The 23,790-nt window shown below is 67.1% G+C and carries 17 protein-coding genes, 2 tRNA genes and 1 pseudogene; 12 read left to right on the forward strand and 8 right to left on the reverse strand.

The annotated features are described in order from the left end of the window. The first annotated feature begins 12 nt into the window (after nucleotides 1-12). The 5 genes and pseudogenes from LJB74_RS11935 (at nucleotide 13) to LJB74_RS11955 (ending at nucleotide 4,683) form a co-directional block, all read left to right on the forward strand. Nucleotides 13-1,485, forward strand: coding sequence for an FAD-dependent oxidoreductase (locus LJB74_RS11935; RefSeq protein WP_259308737.1), 1,473 nt, complete (start codon nucleotides 13-15; stop codon nucleotides 1,483-1,485). A gap of 129 nt (nucleotides 1,486-1,614) precedes the next feature. Continuing rightward, nucleotides 1,615-2,127: pseudogene (locus tag LJB74_RS20870) on the forward strand (FAD-dependent oxidoreductase); the annotation flags it as partial. 106 nt (nucleotides 2,128-2,233) lie between these two features. Beyond that, nucleotides 2,234-2,914, forward strand: a complete 681-nt coding sequence (locus LJB74_RS11945; protein WP_259308739.1) for a hypothetical protein — start codon at nucleotides 2,234-2,236, stop codon at nucleotides 2,912-2,914. A 45-nt stretch (nucleotides 2,915-2,959) separates the two neighbouring features. Beyond that, nucleotides 2,960-3,250, forward strand: coding sequence for a ferredoxin family protein (locus LJB74_RS11950; RefSeq protein WP_259308740.1), 291 nt, complete (start codon nucleotides 2,960-2,962; stop codon nucleotides 3,248-3,250). Nucleotides 3,251-3,345: 95 nt separating this feature from the next. After that, complete coding sequence (locus tag LJB74_RS11955) at nucleotides 3,346-4,683, forward strand: IPT/TIG domain-containing protein (RefSeq protein ID WP_259308741.1); 1,338 nt, start codon at nucleotides 3,346-3,348, stop codon at nucleotides 4,681-4,683. A 14-nt stretch (nucleotides 4,684-4,697) separates the two neighbouring features. Here the strand turns inward: LJB74_RS11955 and LJB74_RS11960 are convergent, their stop codons facing one another. Continuing rightward, nucleotides 4,698-5,336 (reverse strand): TetR/AcrR family transcriptional regulator, encoded by a 639-nt coding sequence (locus tag LJB74_RS11960; RefSeq protein WP_259308742.1) that lies wholly within the window; start codon nucleotides 5,334-5,336, stop codon nucleotides 4,698-4,700. 109 nt (nucleotides 5,337-5,445) lie between these two features. Here LJB74_RS11960 and LJB74_RS11965 point away from each other — a divergent pair, with 109 nt between their 5' ends. Both LJB74_RS11965 and LJB74_RS11970 read left to right on the forward strand, forming a co-directional pair. Further along, the gene (locus tag LJB74_RS11965; protein ID WP_259308743.1) at nucleotides 5,446-6,684 is read left to right on the forward strand and encodes an NAD(P)/FAD-dependent oxidoreductase; all 1,239 of its coding nucleotides are present in this window, start codon (nucleotides 5,446-5,448) and stop codon (nucleotides 6,682-6,684) included. After that, the gene (locus tag LJB74_RS11970) at nucleotides 6,681-7,403 is read left to right on the forward strand and encodes an L-2-amino-thiazoline-4-carboxylic acid hydrolase (protein WP_259308744.1); all 723 of its coding nucleotides are present in this window, start codon (nucleotides 6,681-6,683) and stop codon (nucleotides 7,401-7,403) included. Before LJB74_RS11965 ends, LJB74_RS11970 begins: the two co-directional genes overlap by 4 nt. A gap of 74 nt (nucleotides 7,404-7,477) precedes the next feature. Here the strand turns inward: LJB74_RS11970 and LJB74_RS11975 are convergent, their stop codons facing one another. From LJB74_RS11975 to LJB74_RS11985, 3 genes are all read right to left on the reverse strand, one after another. Further along, complete coding sequence (locus LJB74_RS11975) at nucleotides 7,478-8,923, reverse strand: ATP-binding protein (protein WP_259308745.1); 1,446 nt, start codon at nucleotides 8,921-8,923, stop codon at nucleotides 7,478-7,480. A gap of 170 nt (nucleotides 8,924-9,093) precedes the next feature. Beyond that, nucleotides 9,094-9,363 (reverse strand): hypothetical protein, encoded by a 270-nt coding sequence (locus tag LJB74_RS11980; RefSeq protein ID WP_259308746.1) that lies wholly within the window; start codon nucleotides 9,361-9,363, stop codon nucleotides 9,094-9,096. 598 nt (nucleotides 9,364-9,961) lie between these two features. Next, nucleotides 9,962-10,062 (reverse strand) — tRNA-Ser (locus LJB74_RS11985). Nucleotides 10,063-10,775: 713 nt separating this feature from the next. Here LJB74_RS11985 and LJB74_RS11990 point away from each other — a divergent pair. Then, a complete protein-coding gene (locus tag LJB74_RS11990) occupies nucleotides 10,776-11,840 on the forward strand; it encodes an SIR2 family protein (RefSeq protein WP_259308747.1) in 1,065 nt (354 codons plus the stop codon). Then, nucleotides 11,837-13,597: an ATP-binding protein gene (locus LJB74_RS11995; protein ID WP_259308748.1), complete on the forward strand. Its 1,761-nt coding sequence runs from the start codon at nucleotides 11,837-11,839 to the stop codon at nucleotides 13,595-13,597. Before LJB74_RS11990 ends, LJB74_RS11995 begins: the two co-directional genes overlap by 4 nt. A gap of 248 nt (nucleotides 13,598-13,845) precedes the next feature. Here the strand turns inward: LJB74_RS11995 and LJB74_RS12000 are convergent, their stop codons facing one another. Continuing rightward, nucleotides 13,846-16,017, reverse strand: coding sequence for a hypothetical protein (locus LJB74_RS12000; RefSeq protein WP_259308749.1), 2,172 nt, complete (start codon nucleotides 16,015-16,017; stop codon nucleotides 13,846-13,848). Between the two features lie 725 nt (nucleotides 16,018-16,742). Then, nucleotides 16,743-16,898 carry a hypothetical protein gene (locus LJB74_RS12005; RefSeq protein WP_259308750.1) on the reverse strand — a complete coding sequence of 52 codons (156 nt, stop codon included), beginning with the start codon at nucleotides 16,896-16,898 and terminating at the stop codon, nucleotides 16,743-16,745. Nucleotides 16,899-17,562: 664 nt separating this feature from the next. On the opposite strand from LJB74_RS12005, the gene LJB74_RS12010 reads away from it, so the two are divergent. From LJB74_RS12010 to LJB74_RS12020, 3 genes are all read left to right on the forward strand, one after another. Beyond that, the gene (locus LJB74_RS12010; RefSeq protein WP_259308751.1) at nucleotides 17,563-18,765 is read left to right on the forward strand and encodes a hypothetical protein; all 1,203 of its coding nucleotides are present in this window, start codon (nucleotides 17,563-17,565) and stop codon (nucleotides 18,763-18,765) included. Between the two features lie 625 nt (nucleotides 18,766-19,390). After that, a complete protein-coding gene (locus LJB74_RS12015) occupies nucleotides 19,391-19,615 on the forward strand; it encodes a helix-turn-helix domain-containing protein (RefSeq protein WP_259308752.1) in 225 nt (74 codons plus the stop codon). A gap of 3 nt (nucleotides 19,616-19,618) precedes the next feature. Further along, nucleotides 19,619-20,851, forward strand: a complete 1,233-nt coding sequence (locus LJB74_RS12020; protein WP_259308753.1) for a site-specific integrase — start codon at nucleotides 19,619-19,621, stop codon at nucleotides 20,849-20,851. Between the two features lie 1,374 nt (nucleotides 20,852-22,225). Here the strand turns inward: LJB74_RS12020 and LJB74_RS12025 are convergent. Both LJB74_RS12025 and LJB74_RS12030 read right to left on the reverse strand, forming a co-directional pair. Further along, the gene (locus tag LJB74_RS12025; protein ID WP_259308754.1) at nucleotides 22,226-22,696 is read right to left on the reverse strand and encodes a hypothetical protein; all 471 of its coding nucleotides are present in this window, start codon (nucleotides 22,694-22,696) and stop codon (nucleotides 22,226-22,228) included. Nucleotides 22,697-23,704: 1,008 nt separating this feature from the next. Then, nucleotides 23,705-23,776: transfer RNA gene (locus LJB74_RS12030), tRNA-Lys, on the reverse strand. Nucleotides 23,777-23,790 lie beyond the last annotated feature (14 nt).

Here is a 23,790-nt window from a genome sequence, read left to right on the forward strand (position 1 = left end):
AGGAGAAGAACCATGAGCACCACCTTCGATGCCTCCTACGACGTCGTCGTCATCGGCGGAGGCGGGTCCGGACTGTCCTGCGCGGTCCAGGCGGCCAAGGACGGCCTGACCTGCGCCGTGCTCGAGAAGGAGGCACAGACGGGCGGCAGCTCGTCGTTCGCCGAGGGCCACGCCGCGTTCGAGTCGGACGAGCAGATCAAGCGCGGCATCAACGTCACGAAGACCCAGGCGTTCGACACGTACCTCGACTACTCGCACTGGCGCGCCGACCCGGCCCTGGTGAGCCGGTTCGTCGAGAACGCCGCCACGACCATCGTGAAGCTGCGCGAGGAGGAGGGCGTCGTCTATGAGGACGTCACCGTCACGGCCCTGGACCAGCCGGGCGAGCTCACCACGTGGCACCTCCCCGAGGGCGAGGTCGCGCACGTCATCGAGCTGCTCGAGGCCGACGCCCGCCGGCGCGGCGTGGACGTCTTCCTGTCGACCGCCGCCACGAAGATCCTCCAGGACGCCGACGGCAAGGTGACCGGTGTGGTCGCGACGGACGCGGACGGCCAGGAGGTCCGCCTCGGCGCGAAGGCCGTGGTCGTCGGGACCGGCGGGTACGCCGGCAACCCCGAGATGCTGGACCACTACACGCGGTACGGGATCGGCTCGCGCCTCATCAACGTCGGCGGCCCGGGCAACACCGGTGACGGCGTGCGGATGATGCTCGAGGCCGGCGCGGTGGAGCACCGCTCGATCGGCACGCTGCTGCTCTTCCCGCTCATGCGGGACAAGACCATCACGAGCCACACGAACTGCACCGGCATGCAGCCGTACTTCTGGGTCGACGCCACCGGTCGGCGGTTCGTCGACGAGGTCGTCGGGCTGAACTTCGGTCACGCGGGGGACGTCGTCGCCGGTCTGCCCGGCTCGATGTACTGGTGCATCATCGACCAGGCCCAGATCCGTCACCTGGTCGAGGACGGTAACGAGATCGGCCTCGGCATCTACGTCCGCAACAACGAGAAGATGGTCAACCTCCCCACCGAGATCGAGGCCGACGCCGCCGACGAGGCCCGGACCAACGTCGTCAAGGGCGCGACCATCGAGGAGCTCGCGGCGAAGATGGGCGTTCCGCCGGCCGTACTGCGCGCCGAGGTCGACGCGTACAACGCGCTGTGCCACGCGGGCGTCGACTCGCGCTTCCACAAGCCGGCGAAGTTCCTCTTCCCGGTCGAGGAGGGCCCGTTCTTCGCGATCAAGATGGAGACCGGGATCATGATCACGATGGGTGCCATCAAGATCGACGAGCACCTGCGCTGCCTCGACAAGACCGGCAACCCCGTCCCGGGTCTGTACTCGGTGGGGTGCGACGCGGGCGGCCTGTTCGGTGAGTCCTACACCTTGCCCGTCCCCGGCTCGGCCAACGGGTTCGCCCTGACGTCAGGGTGGCTCGCGGCCGACGAGATCGCCGAGGCGATCGGGGCCGGCGCCCTCTAGGACGTCGACCGGTGCCGCCCGGGCCTGCGCTCGGGCGGCACCGGCCCGTCGTGGGATCGGGCTCGTGAGGGCAAGGCGCGTCAGGAGCACGGCGCGCCGGGGCACAGCCGTCGGGACGAAGGGGTGGAGATGAGCCAGGAGGTCGACTTCGACGTCATCGTCGTGGGCGGGGGTGTCGCCGGTGCGGTGTGCGCCTACCGGTTGGCCGAGGCCGGTCACGAGGTGGTGCTGATCGAGCGCGGCGCCGAGCCGGGGTCGAAGAACCTGTCCGGCGGGGTGTTCTACTGCCGCGTGATGGAGCAGGTGTTCCCGGGGTTCGTCGACGCGGCCCCGGTCGAGCGCCGGGTCACGCGCAACGTCCTCAGCTTCCTCAACGAGTCGTCGCACGTGAACATCGACTACTGGGACGCGCGGCTGGCCGAGCCGGTGAACGCGGTCACGGTGCTGCGGGCCAGGCTCGACGCGTGGCTCGCCTCCCGGTGCGAAGAGGCCGGGGTGATGGTGATGCCCGGCGTGCGGGTCGACGAGCTGATCATCGAGGGCGGCCAGTGCGTCGGGGTGCGTGCCGGTGACGACGAGCTCCGTGCGCACGTGGTGGTGGCGGCCGACGGCGTGAACTCGTTCCTCGCCCAGGGCTCGGGCATCCGGGCGAAGGAGCCGACCGAGCACCTGGCCGTCGGGGTGAAGTCCGTGATCGGGCTGCCGCGGACCGTCATCGAGGACCGGTTCCACGTCAGCGGGAACGACGGTGTCGCGTACGCGTTCGTGGGGGGACTGCACCCAGGCGGTCGCCGGTGGCGGGTTCCTGTACACGAACCTCGAGTCGGTGTCCGTGGGTGTCGTGCTGAGGCTCGACGACCTCGCCGCGAAGGGCCTGACGGCCTCGGACGTGCACGACCACTTCCTCGCGCACCCAGCCGTCGCGTCGTTGATCGACGGCGGCGAGCTGCTCGAGTACGGCTGCCACCTGACGATCGAGGACGGGCCGGCGATGGCCTCCCACGACCTCACCCGGCCCGGTCTGGTCCTGATCGGCGACGCCGCCGGGTTCACCCTCAACACCGGGCTGACGATCCGCGGCATGGACCTGGCCGCGGGGTCGGCGCTCGCCGCGGCCGACGCGATCACGGCGGCGCTGACCGCCGGCGACTACTCGCAGCAGGCCATGGACGCCTACCCGGCGGCGCTCGCGGCCACCTTCGTCGGGGCCGACATGAAGACGTATGCCCGGGCGCCGGCGTTCCTCGAGGTTCCCCGGATGTACCGGGACTACGGGCTGCTGCTCGCCGACGTGTTCCACGGGATCTACGACCTCGACCTCACGCCGCGGCGGCACCTGCTCGGGACGGCGACACGGGCGTTCAAGGGGTCGGGTCTGAAGCTCCGGCATGTGGTTCGTGACGGCTGGGCCGCGGTGCGGGCGCTGTGAGGGGCGGGGTCGTGACGGGCAAGAGCGCGGTGAGGGAGGACGACGATGACTGACTTCGGGAGCGTTCCGGACAGGCTGGCGCGCAACACCTACACCCTGGACGACGCGCAGAGCCACATCGAGGTCCACCAGGATGTTGCGCGCGCCACCGGCACCGGGAAACTGCTTGTACGGATCTGCCCGGCCCATGTGTACACCGAGGAGGCCGACGGGACGATCACGGCTGCGTACGCGGCGTGCCTCGAGTGCGGGACGTGCCTGGCGGTCGCTGCGCCGGGGTCGCTCACGTGGCACTACCCACGCGGCGGGTTCGGGGTGGCGTACCGGGAGGGGTGATGGGCAGGTCTCGCACATCTCCGCAGAGGCCGGGCGCGACGGTGTCTGGTAACTTGCGAGGCGATTGAGACCCTCACCCCCGACGGCGGTGTGACATGGCGATCAACAGGGCACGACGAGCCCCGGACGAGTCACGAGGACGTGGCGCGACGGTTCAGCCCGGGGCCGAGTCGACACCGGCGCGGTCGCTGCAGGTCGAGAAGCTGCTGGCCGAGTCGATGCCGGCCCAGTTGCTGCAGGCCGAGCCGCTGCTGGCCGAGTCGACAGCGGCCGAGCCGACACCGGCCGCGCCGTCGCAAACCGAGCCGCCGTCAGCCGAACCGCCGCGGGCAGCGCCTGTCGCGGGCGTCGGCGGCGCGGTCCCGAACGAGGCCAGTCCCGACGCCGCGGCCAGCGAGGACCTCACGCACGCGAGCGCCCTGGTCACGCGGGCCAGCCGCACGATCGTGGCGGCCTTCCTGCTCGCAGCAGTCGCCTGGGGTCTGGTCGCCCGCAGCTACGGGGCGCGGGCGGTCGCCGCCCAGGCTGCCGGCGCCTCGTCGAGTGGGGAGCCGTCGCCTGCGCGGTTGACCGAGCTGAGCCTGAACGGCTGGGCCTGGTGCTGGGCCTTCGCGGCCGTCGGCGCCGGCCTGCTCGTCCTGCATCTGGTCGACGGTGCCAAGGGGTACGGCATCTTCCGCCCGCTGATCGGGTCGGACCGCCGCTTCTCGACCTCGCTGACGCAGCTCGGGCTGTGGACGTTGCTGATCACGACGTCCTTCGGGTGGCTGCTCATCAAGGCCGGGTTGACCGATGTGAGCCTCGACGTGCTGCTGCCGTCGTCACGGTGGGATCAGTACCTCCTCCTGCTCGGTGGGCCGTTCGCGGCGGCCGTCCTCGCCAAGGGCATCGTGACCTACAAGGTGAGTCAGGGGACGCTGCAGAAGACGGAGCCCGCCGCGACCGAGCTCCGGCAGGTCGCCTCGGACGACGGCGGCGGCACCGACCTGGTGGACGCGCAGTACCTGCTGTTCAACCTGGTCGCCCAGGTGTACTTCGTGATCGCCCTGGTCCAGAAGGGCGTCCTGCCCGAGATGCCCTCGACCCTGCTGGCGATGACGAGCCTGACGGCTGCGACGTACGTCGGGTCGAAGGCGGCTCGCGCCAACGCGCCGGTGATCACGTCGATCAGCCCGAAGACCGTCTCGGTGGGGACCGAGGTGACGGTCCTGGGGTCGAACTTCGATCCGAGCGGGTCGGCGGACCCACGGCGGGTCGTCACGATCTCGATCAGCGGTCTCGCCGAGGCCATCCCGGTGGCGCCGGGAGACTTCACGGACACCCGGGTGTGGTTCACCGTGCCGCCGGGGGTGACCGCGGGGAAGCACCAGACGCTGCAGCTGACGTCCACCGCCGGGGTCGCGACCATCGAGTACGACGTCGAGGTCGTGTAGCCGACGCGGCGACGTCAGGCGGTCGGCTGGTCCTCGACCGTCGTGGCGAGGACGCGCCTGAGCACGTCGGTCAGGATGCGGCCGATGGTGGCGCGGGCCTCGGCGTCGGGGTACTCCTGGCTGTGCGCGAGCGACCACCGGTCCAGGCTCTGCACGACGTCGGTCGCGAGCGTCGCCTGCAGCGCGACCGGGAGGTCGGTGCGCACCGCGCCGCACGAGCGTCCGACCTCGAGCACCCCGACGAGCCACGCCCGCATCGCGCCGACGGTCTCGCGTGCGGCAGGGCTGTGCTCGACCGGCGCGTCGGGCAGGTAGAAGAGTCGCCCCGCGTCGGCATACCAGTCCTCGCGTGCCGCGACCTCGAGGACCCGCTCCACCGTTCGGGTGAGCTCGTCCCAGAACCCCGGACCGGACAGCTCCGCGGGTGAGGGCGGGGCGACCTCTCGCGCCAGGCCGCCCATCGCCGCCCGCAGGACGGCGTCGAACAGCGCGGCCTTCGAGTCGAAGTAGTGGTAGAAGGAGCTCTTGCTCATGCCGCACGTGCGGATGATGCGGTTGAGGGACGCGCGCTCGTACCCCGCCGTGGCGAACTCCCTGGCGGCGGTTCGCAGGATCTCCTCGAGGCGCTCCGGCGCCAGAACCCCTGTGACCACATCGGCACCCTAGTCACTCGTGGACCACCCGGTCCACTCTGGTCTATCGTGTGTGGACCACCCGGTCCGCTCGGTTCTCCCGGCCCACTCGATCCACTCGAGGAGCGACATGATCAGCGCCATCTCCCTCTCCGACCAGCTCGTCGCGCAGCAGGGCGATCGGACCCGCGTCCTCGTCGTCGGCGCCGGGGTCGCCGGGATCACCCTGGCCGCGCTGCTGCGCGCGGCCGGCCAGCACCCGGTGCTCGTCGAGCGCGGGCGCCAGGGGCAGGCGCCGGGCTACATGCTGGGTCTGCTCCCCTTCGTCGACCCGGTGATCCGCCGCCTCGGCGTCGAGCCGGCCTACCTCGAACGCAGCGTCGGCATGCACCGCTACCTCCTGCGTGGCGCCACGGGCCGACGGCTGCGCGAGTACTCCCTCGACGGCGCCCTCGCCCCCTTCGGACGGTACCGCGGCATCGCGCGGGAGGACCTGCTCGACGTGATCGCCACTGAGAACCTCCCCGTCACCTTCGGCTGCACCGTCGCGGACCTCGCCCAGGAGGACGACGGCGTCCGCGTCGTCCTGGACGAGGAGGGCGCGCGCCACGAGTCGGTGTTCCACGCCGTCATCGGTGCGGACGGCCTGCACTCCGGCATCCGTGACCTCGTGCTCGCCCCTGGCGACGTCAGCCGGGTCGACACCGGTTGGGGCGGGTGGGTCGCGTGGTCCGACGCCGACGACAGCCCGGACCTGTACGAGGAGACCTGGGGCGACGGGTTCTTCGTCGGCATCTACCCGGTGCTCGGACGCACGGGGGTCTTCGTCGGCGGCCCGCGCAGCCTCGCCGCGGAGGGACCCGCAGCAATGGTCGCGCGCGTCCGCCGCGCGCTGCGCACCCGCGACGCCAGGACCGAGCGAGCCCTGGCCGCGGTCGGCGACGGCTACCACTGGGCCTTCAACGATGTCCGGAGCGCGCGCTGGACCGTCGGCCGCGTCGCCCTGCTCGGCGACGCAGCCGCGGGCTTCCTGCCGACGGCGGGAGTCGGTGCCTCCATGGCGATGGAGTCGGCGGCCGTCCTGGCAGACCTTCTGACGGACGCCTCCCCCGAGCAGGTCATCGCGGCGTACACCGCCTACGAGGGCGCCCAGCGTGGACGGGTCGAGCAGGCCCAGGACTCCTCCCGGCAGCTGGCCCGCCTCATGTTCCGCTCGGGCCGCCTCCTCACCCGAGTGCGGGACGTCGCCACCCGCGCCATCAGCTTCGAACGCGCCTTCGGCCCGATCCTGCGGCTCCTGGCCGATCGCCCCGAACCACCCGCAGCCCGTCACCGCCTCCCGGCACAGCCCCGAAAGGACCTGGCATGACCACGCACCAGCGCACCCTGGACGACGTCGCACGCCTCCCGCACTACGGGGAACCGTTCCCCTTCATCCCCTGGACGACCGGCTCGAAGCTGCGCGTCTCCTGGGTGTTCGCACGGCACCTGCTCGCCGAGCTCGGCGCGGCCCGGTTCATCGGGTTCTGGCTCATGCTGCCGTTCCGTCTCCCGGGCGCATGGCGTCGGTCCGCCGAGGGCTTCCGGATGATGCGTCGCAGCTTCGGGATGATCGCCCAGCTCGAGTGGATCCTGCTCGTGGTGATCCACCGGGTGCTGGAACGCCGGGAGGGCGCAGAACGCGCCTACGACTTCGCCCGCCGAGCCATCCAGGACGCCTCGACGTTCATGATGGCCGACTTCTACCAGGCGGACCGGCTCGCGGAGTTCGACGATCCGTTCGCGGCGTTCTGGGCCTACCACCGCGCCATGTTCGCCGACGACCCGAACTACCCGAACGAGCTCATCGACGAGTCCGACGACCTCAAGGTGATGGTCGTCCACGAGTGCCGCAACTGCCACGTCGCCGCACTGACGGCACCGGAGCTCTCCCCCCTCGGCTGCGACCACGACATCACCGGGTACAAGTCGATCGAGGAACGCACCGGCATGGAATTCCGACGGCCGACCACCCTCGCCAAGGACGGGCAGCCGTGCCGGTTCATGTTCTACCGGGCGGGCACCGCGCCGGCTGGTGAGGTGCACTGACTGGTGAGGTTCACCGAGAGGGGTGGCCGTCCTGCCGGTCGGGTCCGTCGGGAAGAGCGGGCTGTCGTCGGCGCCTACGCCCACGCCTCGAGCAGGTCGTCGGCCGTCCATACCTGTGCGAGACGGTCGTCGGCGACGGCACCGGCCGGGCACACCGCCACCAGGGGCGTGCCCGCTCCGAGGCCGGGGATCTTTGTCGCGTCTGTCGCGAGCGTGGTCAGTTCGGTTGCGGTGACCTTGCCGTTGGGACGCCACTTGATGGTCCCGACGAAGGCGTAGCGGTCGGCCGGGCGCGCGTTCGCGCCGACCAGGTCGATCTCCGGCGCGTTCGTCCGTGGCCACCACCCGCCGACTGCTCGCGCCTCGGGCCAGCGGGTGTCGGGGAGCAGGCGTTCCAGGGCGTCTCGCACGACCGGTTCGATCGCGCGGCCCCGCCAGCTGGTGTAGCCGTCCGTGACCCGTTGGAGCGCAAGGTCCCCGCGACCGCGGTCGATGTCGCCCACGGCGGGCTCGACGTAGCGGAGCCAGAACCGCAGGGCGGGGTCGGCTACGCGCCACCGGCGATTCTTCGGGTCGCGCCTGGTGGACAGGGGCTCGTCGGCGACGGCGACGCGCTTGATCGACAGCGTCTCCAGGGCGTCGGTCAGGGTTGCGGCGTTCATCGGCTTGCTGCCGGTGGACTGGGCGATCGAGGTGAAGGTCCGTTCGCCCTTCCCGCCGATCGCCGTCAGCACGGCCCGGGCCGACGTGGTGGCGGGGAACTCGCTGTCGAGGATCCGTTGCCCGGACACCACCAGCGGGGTGATCGCGTCCGAGAGCTGCGTCTGGAGGAACTCCTCCCGGGTCATCCCGGGCGCCCAGGCGCGCGCGACGGTGGGCAGGCCGCCGGTGGTCAGCCATGCGTCGAACGCGTCGATCCCGGACGTGCCGGTCATACGGGCGACGTCGCGCGGGGACAGCACGTCCAGGACCATCGGGGTCGCGCGGCCGTGGAAGGGGGCGTCGTGATGGTCGAGGGCTTCCATCATCGCGAGGTCCGACCCGATCAGGAGGAGCAGGACGGGCTTGCGTGACAGGTCGTGGTCCCAGACCCGTTGGAGCTCACCGGCACCGCCGGGGATCGCGTCGAGCAGCCAGGGCGCCTCGTCGATGACGACGATCGACGGACGGTCGGCGGGCAGCAGTCGGTCGATGATCCGCAGGGCGTCAGTCAGGGTCGACGGGGTGGCGGACTCCGCGAGCCATGCGTCGGGCAGGTCGGACTCCGCAGCTGCGGCCATCAGGGCCCGCAGCTCGGCCGCAGGGTCGGCGCTGCGTGCGGCCTGGAAGTAGACCGAGGGGTGACCGGCACGGGCGATGAGCTCGGACACGAGCCGGCTCTTGCCGACGCGACGGCGGCCGCGGAGCAGCACCGCTGTGCCCACGTCGTGGGTGCGGCCCGCCCTCGCGCGGGCGTCGATGTCGGAGAGCAGACGGGTGAGCCGGTCCAGCTCGACTGCTCGGCCGACGAAGTCGGACATCAAGGCGCCTTCCGATGAAACTATGAGTCACCATACTATGGCAGCACATAGTAAGTGCCGTTGGGATGTGCGACGCTTCGAGCCTGGCCAAGGCCGACGTAGGGTCGCGGACGGAGAGCGCCGCCGGTTCGGCACCTTTCCGAGCGCCGGCCGCAGGGGGTGACGCCCGATCAGTCGACGTTGTCGCGTGCGTGCAGGCCGATGAGCTGGTCAGGGGCGCGGGTCATGTCGATGTCCCACTCTCCGTCGGAGGTGGGTATCCAGAACCTGTTGTCGAGCGCCCAGTGCCACCAGCCGATCCGTTCGGTCAAGGTGATGGTTCGTCCGATTCCCTCGTAGGTGCACACGCCAGTGGGCGAGTCCGGATCCTCGGGATTCCGACAGTCCATGACCAACGGCTGCTCCCGGTGCAGCAGGATCACGTACTGCCGATCGAACATGAACCCGACGCTCTCCGGGGCTCCGAGGACCGGGTCGTCGAATGCCTCCTGGTCCCACGTCTGCTCGTGGAGATCGGCAGAACGCTCCAGCGAGGAGCGCAGAAGATCCTGAACGGCGTCAGGCTGGGCACTCCCCAGTCGTCCTCATAACCCTGCCGGTCCCCGTCGTGCCACATCCACAGCGCTGCCGCGTCCTGGCTGAGCCGAACCCCGAACTCGGCGCAGACTTCGTCCACCTGCTCCTTGGTGAGTCCGGGTCGCAGGCGTTCGACCACTGGCATGCCCAGGCCTCGCAGGCGTTCCTCGAAACCTGTCAACGCCTGCGTGACCTCGACCGCCGTCATCCCGCCATCTTCTCTGCCCCCGTTGCGGATCGCCAGGGTCGGTACCGTGTCCAGCCTCTCGACGGCCGGGATCCGCAAGAACGCAGCGTCTCACCGGGAGCGCGAGCCAGACCGGCGGCAGTGGCTGGCATCGATGGCGGAGATGGCCCGGTCGCATTCGTGTCGCCCTCGGGACATGCTGCAAGACGGCTGCTTTCGCGGGCCGAGCGCAATTGATGGCGAACTTGACGGCCCTCTGACCAGCACCAACACCGTGGGCCCCGTGGGGCTCGAACCCACAACCTACGGATTAAAAGTCCGTGGCGGGGGTGTCGGTTGACTTCGTGCGAAGAGCATCTGCGCTGGTCAGATGCCCTCCGAGTGTCCGGTGCCGTCGGCAGCAATCGAGCGGTTCGGGACCAAGAGGGCTGCCAGATGGCTGCCAGCGGACCCGGAAAGTGGGGACGCCGTGGACGACGACTCTCGCGGGCGCCTGGTGCGATGAATGCGAGGTCCGGCGAAACGCTAAGTTCGGTTGCCACCGATCATGCGGGACACGATGCCGCAAAGGCGCAGCGGCGAGTCCCGAAGGCCACCGCTGGGGCGCGTACTGAACTCGAAACCCCGGGGCAGTCGCAAGCACCCGTCCCCGTACCACTTCGGACGACCCTGTAGATGAGGTGTTCGCACGACATGCGCTCGGCACTTTGAGCCGCGCCCTCTCGGATTTGCTTCTGGCTCCGCGGCGAGTCTCCGGGCGTCCTAAGAATCGCGTGGACGCCCGCGGTCGTCGTCCACGATCCAAGGAACAAGCGACGTGGGGCCGTGTCCCTGTTCCCGATCCCGCAAGTCGCGGTCGCAGCCAAGCCCTGGCGCTGTCCCGTCTAGCCGAGACGGCGTGGAGTATGCAGGAAGAGTGCGCGAGTCGCTGTTCACCGACCCTACGGTCTCGGGCCCCGAGGTCTCTGAGATCGAACCGGGGACTCGACGAACAGGTTGAGGTCATCACGCGGTCCAGCGAAGTGCTGTGGGCGCTTGCCGCAAGGCGCGACGATTCTCAGGTCGCAGCGACCTACGGTAGGTTCGACGATGCAGACGGCAGGGGCGACGATGGAGAAGCAAGCGGTCTACAGATCAGTGCAAGAGCTCTTCAGGAAGGGTCTTGTTACACTGGTCGGCTCTGGCGCGTCATGCGCGCACGGCTTGCCGAGCATGAAGCAACTTGCCGAACATCTCCTTAGCACCATTGGGGAATCAGACAGGCCGCTTGGTGGCGATAGCTCGGCGGCCTGGGAGGGCATTGCGTCCTCGCTCCGGGACGGAGTCGACCTTGAGGCGGCGTTTGGAAGCGTCGAACTCTCTTTGGAACTGTCGGAGGCCATAGCCCTTGAAGTGAGCAACTGCGTAGCAGACCTTGAATCTGCTGCAATCGTTGAGATGCTTGAGTCATCAAGTGATCCAGTGTTCGGACGACTCTTCAAGCACCTTCTGAGAACCACCGAATCCGCGGACGTAATCACCACAAACTACGATCGACTACTCGAAGTTGCCGCCGCACTTGTTGAAATTCCCGTCGATTCGATGTTTCATGGACATGGTATCGGGCACCTCGACGAGGACCTGAGCCGCAGTGAACTACTTGTTGTACGAGCGAATCGCTCCGGAAGGACTGCTAAGCGGTCGATCCGCCTACGTCCTCACTTGCGTCTCGCCAAGCCGCACGGAAGCCTCGATTGGATAGAGCATCGAGGGAGAACTTTGAAGACCAGTCTCGACCTCGGCGGCCGTAGACGAATCATCGCGCCTGGCAGTAGCAAGTATGTTCTTGGGTACGAACAGCCGTTCGACCTGCAGCGCCAGCGCGCTAATGCAGCGATCTCCGAAGCCTCCGGATTTCTTGTGATTGGGTATGGCTTCAGCGACTCGCACTTGCAGACTTATCTGGAACCGCAATTCGCGAAGGTTCCCGCTTTGGTGATGAGTAAGTCGCTCACGACGGGAGCGCGCCATTTCCTCGCCTCCAACCCTCGGGCCGTGGGGTTTGAGCGAGGGCCAGGCGGGGGGACAAGTATCACCTGGGGTGCAGAAACTGCTGTCGTGCCAGAAGACATTTGGAGTCTCGATGTGATGATCAGAGAGGTTCTCGGGATATGAGTGGAAAGCAGATCGAATTCGACCCCAGTGCGATCCTTGGGCGCGCATTTCGGATTGACACGGCCAGTGTTTGGGCTGAAGTAGTAGATCACGAGAAGTTGACCCGGACTGGAGTGGGAAACCTTCTTGCATTCCAGGGCGCAACGAGCTCGGAGTACCTTATTGCCGTGCTCGACCGTGTGACGCGGGACCTCCAGGACGAGATTCTCGAGGGTGGCGACGAGGGCGCTGCGGAGGACATTCCTCCGGAGGTTCAGCAGCGAGATCTCCTGCGAGCTGTGCTGCTTGGCACATATCGACAGATGGACGGAACGTCGACGGGGTCTTTCAAACGAGGGGCGGACAGCTACCCGTTAGTCGATTCTCCGTGCTGGGTTATTGACGGCCTCGCCCTTCAACAGCTCATGGGCTTGCTTGCGAGTCAGCTTGAGCCCGACAAGCGCCTTGAACTGGGTCACTTCGTGGCCGACCGTTCAGCCGTTGCAGTGGCAGATGGTGACCGGCTCTTCCAGCGGCACGCGGCGCTCCTTGGGAGTACTGGCTCCGGTAAGAGTTGGACGGTCGCCCTCATCCTTGAGCGGGCAAGCAGGCTCGCGCATCCCAACTTGATCGTGTTTGACATGCACGGCGAATATGGGCCGCTAACCGAAGGGTCCTCCGCCGTGGCGAAAGGCTGGCGAATAGCAGGGCCGGCCGACCTTGAAAGTTCCGATTCTAACGTCCTCTACCTGCCTTGGTGGCTACTCAATCAAGAGGAAATGCAGGCGTTGCTTCTCGATCGTTCGGAAGACAACGCTCCGAATCAAGCTGCGCGACTCACTGACCATGTGAGAGATCTCAAGAGTGAAGCACTCAAGGCAGATTCGCGTGAGGACGTGCTTGCACGCTTTACGGTTGACAGCCCGGTACCGTACAGCATTCGCTCTCTCGTAGAGCGCCTCCGGGCGGATGATGTGGCAATGGTTGCAGGAGCGAGTCGTGACAAGCAGGGGCCGTTCTTTGGGCGCCTGACCCGGTTCATTAGTCGACTTGAGAGCAAGCTCGCTGACCGGAGATATGGATTCATGTTTGGCCCGCCTGAGTCGGAGGTCAAGTACGAGTGGCTTCACCAATTTGCCAAATCGCTTCTTGGTTCCTCGCCCGGGATCAAGGTAATCGACTTCAGCGAAGTGCCAAGCGACGTCCTTCCGATTGTCGTAGGTGTATTTGCGCGAGTCTTATACGAGGTTCACTTCTGGACTGAGCCTGAGAGGCGGACTCCGGTCACGTTTGTCTGTGACGAGGCGCACCTCTATCTGCCGGCTCACGACCCGGGCGCTGCGGAGTCGCGCGCACTGGACGCATTTGAACGAATCGCGAAGGAGGGTCGCAAGTATGGGCTTTCGCTTATGGTAGTCAGTCAGAGGCCTTCAGATGTAAGTCGGACCGTCTTGTCGCAATGCAACAATTTCATTGTTCTTCGGCTGACCAACGATCAAGACCAGTCCGTAATCCGGCGACTAATGCCGGATAGTCTTGAGAGTCTCACCGCCTCACTTCCACTTCTCGACGTCGGAGAGGCGTTGGTGCTAGGCGATGCGATGATTTTGCCGACTCGAATCAAGCTAGACAAGCCGCAGACAAAGCCTAGGAGCGCGACCCTCAATTTCTGGACTGAGTGGAACGAGACGCCTGTGGTTGAGGCGGACCTTGTGGCAGCGGTTGAAGCAATGAGGCGACAGTCACGCATCTTGCCAGCGGACTCCTCCTCAGAGTGACCTGATCGGAGTGTTCGGGCCGCTTTGAACTGGCTGTACACCGATGATCGTTGGCTCTTGTTCGCTGTTCATGGAGGCTGCCTGCAGGGCTTGGCGTACGGCGACGCTTGGGGTGAATCCTATCGGAGCCTATTATGGCAGCCAGAGTCTGTCCTGACGTTCACGGGTCCAGGCGAGCGAGGCACGCGCGGCTGGCAGGTCGACGACGTCGGAAATCCAGTCACGGTGTAGGCCTGGCGACGGCCGGCTCATTTGCTTGTCCGAGCGGCGGTCGAATGGGGAAGCCACAGGCACGGCCCGGGTTGGAGATGCTCGTGCTGGAACGCAATGTCCGCTTGGCGGACGAGGGCAAAGGGCACGCGGGGATCTGTGACGAACGCGGCAGGGCTAACCCGCCGCGTCAGGACGATTGGCTGTGCCTGCCAGCCTTCGACGGGGTCTGGGACGCCGAGCAGGCTCAGGGCGGCGGGAAGCTGTCGCGAGATGTCAGCAGTCTTCTCGAGCAGCCTGCCGACCTCGTCGCGACGTCGCCGGCCGGTTCCGGTGTCGGCCGCGCCGCCGTGGAAGTCGTCGATCTCGTCCGCAACTTCCCAAGGCGAGAACGCAATGGCCGGATCCTTCACCTCCGCGACCCAAACGCGGCGAGTGGCGGGGACAGCGACGAGCAGGTCTATCTGCCCCGTGATGACGAGTCCATGCTTCATTGTCTTGCGGGGGTCGATGTCGCGCCGAGACGGGAGGCCAGCCTCCGCGGCTATCCGGTGGGCGTCGATCTCCTGGCTCTTGTTCATCTGCTGGCGGAAACGGTCGAGTTCGTCGCTGAGCGCTTTCATGCTCGGTTGGCGCAGCACTGCGCGGGGGATCGGGAGCCGACCGTCGTTGAGGTAACTCAGATAGGCGAGCTGGCTCAGGCGGATCCGGCCTGGGACGAGCAAGAGCTGTTCGCTGCCGTGCCCGCTGCTGGTGCTGATGAACGGCTGGGTCACAAGGCGCACGGGACGGGCCTCCATCTTCCAGTACTCGAACGGCGTGGTGCGGAACCGTTCGGGTGTCGCTGTCAGCCAGTCGACCGCCGCCTCAATCTCGCCCTGCGGCAGACCGGTGTACCCGGCGGCGTCGTCCACGAGAGCGGCACGGAGTGCGGTCCCTGTCGTAGGAAGGTGGTCAGCGGCAGCGGCGAGCACACCCACCACCGCGTCGAGCCCGGCGCCGATCGTCTCGCGGAGTGCATCTCCGATACGACGCAGAGCGTCGGCTTCGGGGAGGTCGGCGAGCCGTTGGAAGGGAGCGTCGCCTTCGGGGCCACCGACTACCGGCTGCATCGGCTTGCGTTCGTCGACTAGCTCGATTACTGAGGTGAGGACTCGATTCCTGGTGTAAAGCGCGAAGTCGGTCGGGCCGGGGGCCTCGGTGACGGTAACGGCTCCGTCCTTGTCGACACACACAGATGCCACGACGAGCCTTCGGCGGTCTGCCGTGGCGAGTGTCGCGAGCGAGCGGGCGCGGGTCGCCGCGGCGGCGGCGACCCGCCAAGCGGGGCGGTCCGGCGTCCGGTCCTCATCGGTCGGGCCCCAGCGAAGGGCGTTCTCGACGAGGAGCTCTGCTGCACCCGTGTGTGACGCAGCCGTCGCAGCCGTCGGCGCGACGCCGCCCAGGTGTTCCTGCCACCACGGTCCGGTCATGCTTGCGGCGACGTCTTGGTCGTCGTGGAGGCGCGCCGCGGCGGCGCGATGGAGCTGATCGGCGCAGACGAAGACTGCGTCGTCGCCAGTACCGGTGAGCGCTGCTGCCTCGGCCAGCAGGCGTTCGGCGAACTGGCGGAGTAGCGACTGTGCCTCCGTTCCGGTGCGGGCTCCCGGCGGAACCGATTGCCAAGTGGCGGCGGACTGAAGCATCCGGTCGACAGTGGCGTGCTCGGCGTGGCTGGGCGGGCCCCAGGCACCGAACCGATCGTCGTTCCATTCGGGTGATTGACCGGCCGTTGTGTTGAGCAATTGGGGCAGCCCGGCCCACATGCGGACAAGATCGTCCGCGGCACGGCGTCGCACGGCCCGGCCGGCACCATCCATGTCAGCGAGGGAATCGGACACCGCCCGAGCGACTGTTAGCAGCAGCGCCTGACCGTCTCGATGCTCGGGCGAGCTGCTCACTCCGATAGGAATCCGGTAGGCCCGACGGGGCTGGCCATCGGGAACGTACAGCACGACGTCGTTGTCGAGTGGCGCAAGCGTTACGTCGATAAGGACGGCTCGGCGCCGCGGGGCGAGGCGGCGCAGAGATGCGCGGGCCGATCGATTGCGCCAGAGCTGGTCCAGGCTGTGTTGGAGGGCCTCGGCCAGAGCAGCCGCAGGGGCAAGTAGCGCTAGCTCGTCGACGTTGGCCAGAACGGCAATCGCTGGGCCGCGGCGGGCCGTCGACATGATCAGCAGGGTCGGCGGGTCAACATGCCACAGACGTAGTCGGCCCGGTTCAGCGTCGTGCCTCGCCCAGTCGTCGATAGGCGGTCCCTCAGTCCGGGCAAGTAGTGACTCGACACGGCGGCGTTCGCCGGGCCGCAGCAAGCTCCTCGACTTCGTCGGGCTGCCGAGTCGATTGTCCTGGCGAGGAGTGAGCGCCGTTGCCCGTGCGTCTTCGCGTGCGCTGTCGCACAACTCTGGAGGCCATCCGTACTCGCCGCCAGCACCGTCAGCGAGTTCGCGCCACACCTCGTCAGGATGGTCCCTATCTCGAAACGCCCTGACGAGGACGGGCAGCGGGACCACGGGCACGGCCGCGGCCTCGCTAGTGAACCACCGGAGCCTCCTGCGGCGAGACCGCAGGACGACGACCACCCGAAGGAGGGCCGCGTCGTCAGCGAGGAAGCCAAGCGGTGCATCTGGGTGGCCGAGCGCAGCGGCAGGCACTGGGCCGTGCAGACGATCGATCGCCCGTGCGAGGTCTGATCGACGGCCCGTCTGCGCGAGGGCGATGAGGACGGCGTGGCGCTCCCCCGGCACGACGAGCAGGTCGTGGAGCCTCTGTGCTCCGCTGGGGAGCGTCTCGACCGCAGGCGACAGTACGTGCGCCTGGGCAGAATCGAGCGCCTGCGCTAGTGCGCGCCAATGTCGGTCGGTTCGGCCGGAGCGACGTCTGTCGGCGCGGTGGGTCACTGTCCGTCGACCAGCGGCGTTAGCCGATCGGGCGGCATTGGCGGGCGGCGACGACGCGAGCGGTCGACGGTTCCATCACGGCAGCCGGAAACCACCCCAAGCAGCAGCGCCGTGTCCGGCAGGTGGTCTTGACGGTCGTCGGCCTTCGGCACGATGCCTCCTTGATGCTCCGCCTGACGCTACCAGTGGGCTCGGACGGGAAGGGCTTCGCGGTTCGGGCGATGCGCACGTCCCCCGCCCTCTCAGGCCCTCGGCCCGTCGCAGGCGGGCCGCGCGAGTTGCTGCTCGCGCGCGACTGCATCGAACGGGTCGATCACCGCCGCCGACGCGAACGAGTCCTCGGCAGATTCACCTCGCCCGAGTACGAGACAATCCACACACCGTCCGCTCACGCGGCGTGAGAACCATTCACCGAAAGTGTCAGCCCGGCCTTCAGCAGTCCCGACTATGGCGCAGATGAACGAGAAGTCGTGGACAAGGCCTCCCTGCCCTTGGCTGGCTGGAACGCTTGGCCGGCGGTGCCACTCGGCCGCGGTGCCTCAATCAGACCTGGGTGAATCACTACGCTACCGGGCAGAACAAGAACGGAGGGGCATGACGTCATGACATCCTGTACGGGCGGGCTCGATGAGGCGGTCACCCGTTTCGGCGCGCCTGGTAGGAGAATGCTGTCGGCCCCAGTGGCTGAGAGTCCAACGCCCGCTCCCCAGTTGGGGTGCTGCTTGGCTCCGCCGGCAAGCCCGGGGTACCGGCGGCCTTCCACGATGAGGTTCTCTACATCTGTAAACAGGACCCACTAGCGATCGCGAGTGCACCATGGACCTTCAGACCGCCCTAAATGTGGTGTCCTCGACGGTGCAGCTATCCGGCGTCAGCGACCGCGCCCTCGCGGCCATCGTTCAGGGCGGGCTTCGAACGTCCCGGGCTCGTCCGCTATCGGGACTTGACGGCGGAATACGCGTTCGCGCGGTCGACATACTGCACGAGCTCGCCCTCGCGACCCGCTTCTCCTACCACCCCACGGTCCTCGACGCCTACTCGCAATGGGCTCTTCTCCGGTACATCGGAGCATTTGATCTGACTACGGATGTCGCCCCGAAGCTCGAACTGTCCGACGCAGGCCAGCGAGTCATCGCGAATCAGCGACGGGTTATGAGCGAAGAACTCGGGATCGGCGTATCTGTCCTGCTCGCACGGCGGTGGTTCCAGCGAGATTTCCCAGCCAGCGTCCTCGACGTAGTGGACCTTGACCTGGCTGTCGAGTCCGGCCTTGTCGACAGTCCTGCCGGCCGACGGGCCGACTACCTCCTCGCAAGTGTTGACCCGTCCACAGGTCATCTCCTCGCGCACGGTTTGCTCGAGAGCAAGGGGACGGTGACGCCGTCTTATCACGTCTCGCAGATCACCTCGGGCGCCGGGCAAGTTGAGAACACGACAGTCGAAGGGCGGCACCTCACCGGACTGGTGGGCGGTTCGCTGACCGGCCGTCATGAGATCCGCTACGGAGTGATCGAAGTCATTCCGCGCGTAGGACGGAGGCCAATCGACCTCGGGGAAGTTGCGCGACAGCCTGGTGTTCGGATTCGGCCGCCCTCGTCCGCGCAGATGCTTCGAAGGGCATCAGCCGTGGATCTTCTGCGGTCCACATGGACCAAGCTCGCGGAAATCGCTGATGACCCGGAGCTCTTCAGCCTTGTAGCACCCGAGCGGCTGAAGGAGCGCCGTGCTGAGGGGATGTCACGTCCTAGGGGCGAGCGGATTCAGAAGGAAGTCGGAGACGTCAACTTTGTCGGCACGATGACACGGGTCCCATTGCCGGGGGGTGAACTGCGAGCGTTCCTTGGGGTAGACGCTCTCCTCCTGACCGCCTTACGGACGGGCGAACCGGAGGCCGTAGCGGAGGTGCAGGGACGCGCGAGACGTCTTGGTGACACACAGGAGTCTCTCGATCGCGGGACGGACGATCGGGTCGCCAGCGTGACGGCCACCGGGACAGCGCTCATAATCGAGGCGCATTGACGGGCAACAACGCCAGCGTCGCGGTCGGCGACCCAGGTTGCGGTCGACTTCGGTCTCACGCCCTCGTCGTGGGCGAGGCAATCGGGGTCCTGGCCAGGGGGAGCGATCGCCGCAGGGGCGCGACAGTACCGCCGCCCTGGGCTGCAGGGCGTCGACTTCCGCGGCGCTGGTGGCTACGTCCTCCTTCCCCCGTCCCTCGGCCAGACGAAGGCCTACTCACGGCGATACGAGACGTACTGGACGAGGCCGGAGCCCGGGCGACCGCTCGACTGGTCGGCCGTCGTCGAGCTTCTCGCTCCGAGGCAGGCACCCGAGCGCCCGGGCGTTGTCGGTCACCTGCGCAACGGCATCGACCCGACCCCGCGCCTGGCCGCACACGTCGCGCGGCAGCACGAGGGCAACCGCGACAACGCCCTGTTCTGGGCCGCGTGCCGCGCCGCTGAAGCCGGCGTGCGGGACTTCGAACCGCTCGTCGCCGCCGCGGTGAGCGCCGGCCTCACTGAGCGGGAAGCCGTCAGAACCGTTCTCAGCGCCCGGCGCAGCGTCGAGCATCCTGCTGTCCACCGGGTCAGCACTTTGACCCAGCCGATCCCGTCCGCCCCGACCCGCTAACCAGGAGACCGCCATGTCCCACGCCACCGTCGACGAGGCACCTCGCCCCAGGATGATGCTCTCCGTCGCTGAGGTCGCCACCGAGCTCGGCTGCGGCCGCGACACCGTGTACGCGCTACTCGCCTCGGGCCAGCTCGCCTCCGTGCGGGTCGGGGAGCGCCTGCGCCGAATTCGGCGGCCCGACCTCGAGGCGTACATCGAGGGCCTGCCGCTGAGCCCCGTCACGGAGTACCGCTGAGCCATGGCCGCCGCCCGAGGCCGCTATGGCGACGGCGCCGTCTACCAGACCGAGGACGGCGCCTGGCGCGGATCCGTCGACCTGGGCCGCGACCCGATTACAGGGCGACGGATCCGCAAGTACGTCCGCGGCAAGTCCAAGGGCGAGGTCAACCGCAAGATCTCGGCCCTGCGGGACAAGCACCGAGCTGGCGAGATCACCATTCAGAACCGACGCGGCCTCACCCTCGCCGAGTGGCTCGACCAGTGGCTCGCCGGACCGGCGAAGCTTCGCCTCGGCGAAGACATGCAGAAGCGATACGCCCAGATCTGCCGCGACCACGTCAAGCCGACGCTCGGGTCGTGGCCGCTCGACAGACTGACACCTGAAGCGATCGACCGGCTCTACGCGGACCTCGCGGCCAAAGGCCAGTCACCGCGCAGCGTCGTCTTCGTCCACCGGGTGCTCGGTCGCGCGATGAAGGTCGCGAACCAGCGTGGCTATGTCTCCCGTAACGTCACGCGGCTCGTCGAGCTCGAGACGCCGCGGGGGCGCTCCGGCGTGGCGCTCAAGGCGACGGAAGCTCGCGCGGTCCTCGCCACCGCCGCGCAGCACCGCGACTACGCCCGCTGGGTGGTCGCGCTCGGGCTAGGTGCCCGGCAGTCCGAGGCGCTCGGGATGCGCTGGACGGAACTCGACCTGGACGACGGATTGTGGCGCGTCGGCGGGCAGCTGCGTCGGCGGCCGTGGCAGCACGGGTGCCCGGCCGACGAACCGTGCGGCGCCGCCGCCCAACGCTGCCCCGAGCGTCGCGACGGTGGCCTCTACCTCAAGAGCACTGCGAAGACTGAGGCCGGCAACCGGCTCGTGCCGCTCGCGCCCTTCGTCGTCGATGCTCTTCGTGCCCGCCGAGTACAGCAGGACGCCGAGCGCGCCCACGCCGCTGATCTCTGGCACGAGAGGCCGGTCAGCGGTCTGGTGTTCACGACACCCTTCGGCAGTCCCGTCGACCACCGCAACGATCATCGTCGCCGGAAACTGCTGCTGGTCGAGGCTGGCGTGCGGCAGGTGAGACTCCACGACGCGCGGCATACGACGATCACGCTGCTAGCCCAGGCGGGCGTACCTCGCGACATCGTCGCGCTCATCGTCGGCCACGACGACCCCGCGTTCACCGAGCGTGTATACACGCACATCGACACCGAGACGGCGCGACAGGCCTCAGCTGCTCTCCAATCGGTCTTCATTCGAGGCTAGCGCCGCCCGGCTGTATGCCACGGAATGGCACCCAGTCCGGGCACAGGCAGTTGGATGGCGGTCAACCAGAATGACGACTCTCCGAGAGTCACCAGGTCGACCTGTATTCGCGCGCGCCACTCGGAGGAAATCGCTGGTCCCCATTGCTGGCTTGCCTCAGGCGCCCCGCTCTTGAGGTCATCTCCTCGCCAGACCTTTGCCCACCACCAGATCGCCTGTGGGCAACCGGAGATTGCGGTCCGGGTGACCGCCGCAATGATCGACTCTTGACTCGACGGCCACCGCTTCGACGAGGGGCCATGCGTCCACAGATCACACGCGAGCGGCACGACTGACGCTGGCGATAGCCCAGAACCTCCCCACGAGAACCCACGTCGACACCTCCGGACGCGGCGCAGAGAATCCAGGTCGGGACAGCAACGCTCAAGCCTGCAGTAACGACGAAGATCGCGAGGAACGTGAGGACACGTGTTTGCACCAGAGTTCGCCGCGAGAATGAAATCGAGCCGCCTGGCGGCACCAAGCGGGATGCGCGGCGCGAAGGCGGTCGTCCCCGGGGGACCCGCTCCGCCAACCGAAATGCTGGACAAGAATGTCGCTTACTCGGTCGGCTGCCCGATTTCTTTCCGCGGGCTGAGATCCCCGCGTTGCTGACAAGCGCTGACCCATTAGACCTCGCGGGATTCGAACGTGCAGCCTGCGGATAGTAGGAGCGCAACTACAGACGCGTCGCAGCGGCAATCCACGACTCCAGCAGTCAGCCGTCACCGTGAAGAACTGAGGTTAGGGAATTGCGCCATTTGGGACTCCCGCTTGGTTGAGCCGATCTCCGTACTTGTAGGCCATCCTCGGGCACTCGGGTTGCCAGTCTGTGATCCCGGGCGGGCTGCAAGCTGCCGCCTGGCGGAGGGCCCCGAGTGCCCAGTACATCGAGTCTGAGACTGACTCCGTGCGCTTCGCTGCGTCGGCACTGACGCCCGGAACCGCGGAAAGGGCGCTCTCACTTGAGACACGTGCTTCGGCAAGCGAGCCTCCAAAAGAGTCCGACGGATCAACGAAGGTTGGTTCGCAGGACAAGACTGACGCGTTCCAGGCAGACGCAGTTGTAACGTCGGACTGGTAGACAGCGTCGTCTGCAGGGGCACTCTTTGATTGCAGATCATAAGCGATTCGAGCGCGTTCGCCGAGCGCTACTACCAGGTTCTGGAGGTTCTGTTCACAGAAGCGTCTCGAGCTGGAGAACTCGGCTTCCAGTGAGTCGACGTGCGCGATCGCGCCAATGATGCAACCCGCGACAATGCCAGCAATGGAAGCGCCTGTGCCGAGCCTCACCCAGCCAACGTGCTCTTCGGTCATTCTGCGATCCGCGAGCTATCAGAACGCATTTGGGTCTTCCTTTGACTTCCAGTCTGCAAACGCTGAGACGGCCACGACCTTGTTGTCGGCATCAACCATTGCTAGTCCCACAATCGAGATGCTGCCATCCGGTCGAATCGGCACATAGACGACCAGGTCGCCCCGCTTTGTGTCCCAATTGACGTATTGAGCGCCAGGCGTGACGCTCTGGGGGGTCCAATGCGTGGCAAACGTCCAGGACCCGTCAAGGCGTTCAGCGAAGCTGTCGCGATTCGGAGGGAAAAGGGCGTAGGACTTTCCCGAGATGGTCGTCATAGAGGGCGGAGTGTCCGCCTGCCCCGACCATTCCGCAATGTTCGACTGATCCACGAGGAGTCGAAAATCGACTGTATTGATGGTGATCGTAGCGTTCGAGTTGTTGACGACCGCTGGTTTGAGCTTGATCTGAGCTTGCCCCCGCGGGCCCGAGCAGAGGCAATAGATCGGCACGGTTAGCCCTATTCCCGAGTCCATAGGTTCGCTCGAAGCGGATTCTGCGGGGGCGACTGGAGAGACTGGGGCTGGTGCCTGCTGCGAGGGTAGGAAGTCTGGAGCATAGATGTCGGGAGGAGAAGGCGACGCTCCCGCACATCCTCCAAGGACGAGAGTCGCCGATGCAATCAACACAGCGCCTCGGCGAAGCGCAAGCCTGCGTCCCACTCGGCGTTTCAAGTTGCCCCGTGTCATCCTCGTTCGACTCCTCCTATCGACTCGCTCGGCTCAGTTGGCGCCTTCTGGAATCGGATTGCCTGGCGAGCGTACTGGGTAGAGATGTGCAGTTGCTCGGTTCCAGGGTCGATATGGGCGCCCGGTCGGTTCCAGCCCATCAGGCGCTCGGTTCTCTGCGTCCGTCGCAGCGCGCGTCAGAACCGTCGTCCCTGTGCGCGAGTCCGAGACGACCGGTGGCTGCCACGAAGTTGACCATGACCAACAGAGGGACTGAACTCCGTCGATCCCTGGTTCATCTGAGTGGGTGGAGTCCACCCGCACCCGTCCCGGCTTCGTTCAGGGCCTCTCTTTGAAGTTCGCTCGCGGCCACGACGGTAGACCCCGCCCGCCGTGGCGCGCTGCGCGATGACGGAGGCTGTCGCGAGCAACCTCAGGGATTTCGACGAACGTCGGGGACGGCAGCTGTTGATGATCTCGGCCGAAGCTCTCTTTGGCGATCAGGTCGAGGATGTAGTGAGGTTGATGACCTCGCGGGAATGGTCGTCGGGGTCGTTGATCTGCGACACCCCACCGAGGTACTAGCCCGCCTCCTCCGGGCGGACCCCTTCCCGTCGGCACCTGCCGTCCTCAGAGCGCATCTTGAGCGCATAGTCATCTAGCGCTGGCAGGCTACTGCGGACGGTGTCACGGGACTCTCAACGGACGAGAAGGCTGCCAGATGGCTGCCACCTCGGCCGAGACCGGCTGGCCCTGGCCGAGGTGACAGGATCCTGACCAGCACAAACAAGGTGGGCCCCGTGGGGCTCGAACCCACAACCTACGGATTAAAAGTCCGCAGCTCTACCATTGAGCTAGAGGCCCGGGCGATGCGGGGC

The organism is Cellulomonas sp. P24, assembly GCF_024704385.1.
Classification (GTDB): domain Bacteria; phylum Actinomycetota; class Actinomycetes; order Actinomycetales; family Cellulomonadaceae; genus JAJDFX01.

Coding starts and splice junctions, on each gene's coding strand:
- LJB74_RS11935 (WP_259308737.1), top strand. CDS start 13: ATGAGCACCACCTTCGATGCCTCCTACGACGTCGTCGTCATCGGCGGA.
- LJB74_RS11950 (WP_259308740.1), top strand. CDS start 2,960: ATGACTGACTTCGGGAGCGTTCCGGACAGGCTGGCGCGCAACACCTAC.
- LJB74_RS11955 (WP_259308741.1), top strand. CDS start 3,346: ATGGCGATCAACAGGGCACGACGAGCCCCGGACGAGTCACGAGGACGT.
- LJB74_RS11965 (WP_259308743.1), top strand. CDS start 5,446: ATGATCAGCGCCATCTCCCTCTCCGACCAGCTCGTCGCGCAGCAGGGC.
- LJB74_RS11970 (WP_259308744.1), top strand. CDS start 6,681: ATGACCACGCACCAGCGCACCCTGGACGACGTCGCACGCCTCCCGCAC.
- LJB74_RS11975 (WP_259308745.1), bottom strand. CDS start 8,923: ATGTCCGACTTCGTCGGCCGAGCAGTCGAGCTGGACCGGCTCACCCGT.
- LJB74_RS11980 (WP_259308746.1), bottom strand. CDS start 9,363: ATGTTCGATCGGCAGTACGTGATCCTGCTGCACCGGGAGCAGCCGTTG.
- LJB74_RS11990 (WP_259308747.1), top strand. CDS start 10,776: ATGCAGACGGCAGGGGCGACGATGGAGAAGCAAGCGGTCTACAGATCA.
- LJB74_RS11995 (WP_259308748.1), top strand. CDS start 11,837: ATGAGTGGAAAGCAGATCGAATTCGACCCCAGTGCGATCCTTGGGCGC.
- LJB74_RS12000 (WP_259308749.1), bottom strand. CDS start 16,017: ATGTCGACGGCCCGCCGCGGCCCAGCGATTGCCGTTCTGGCCAACGTC.
- LJB74_RS12010 (WP_259308751.1), top strand. CDS start 17,563: ATGGACCTTCAGACCGCCCTAAATGTGGTGTCCTCGACGGTGCAGCTA.
- LJB74_RS12015 (WP_259308752.1), top strand. CDS start 19,391: ATGTCCCACGCCACCGTCGACGAGGCACCTCGCCCCAGGATGATGCTC.
- LJB74_RS12020 (WP_259308753.1), top strand. CDS start 19,619: ATGGCCGCCGCCCGAGGCCGCTATGGCGACGGCGCCGTCTACCAGACC.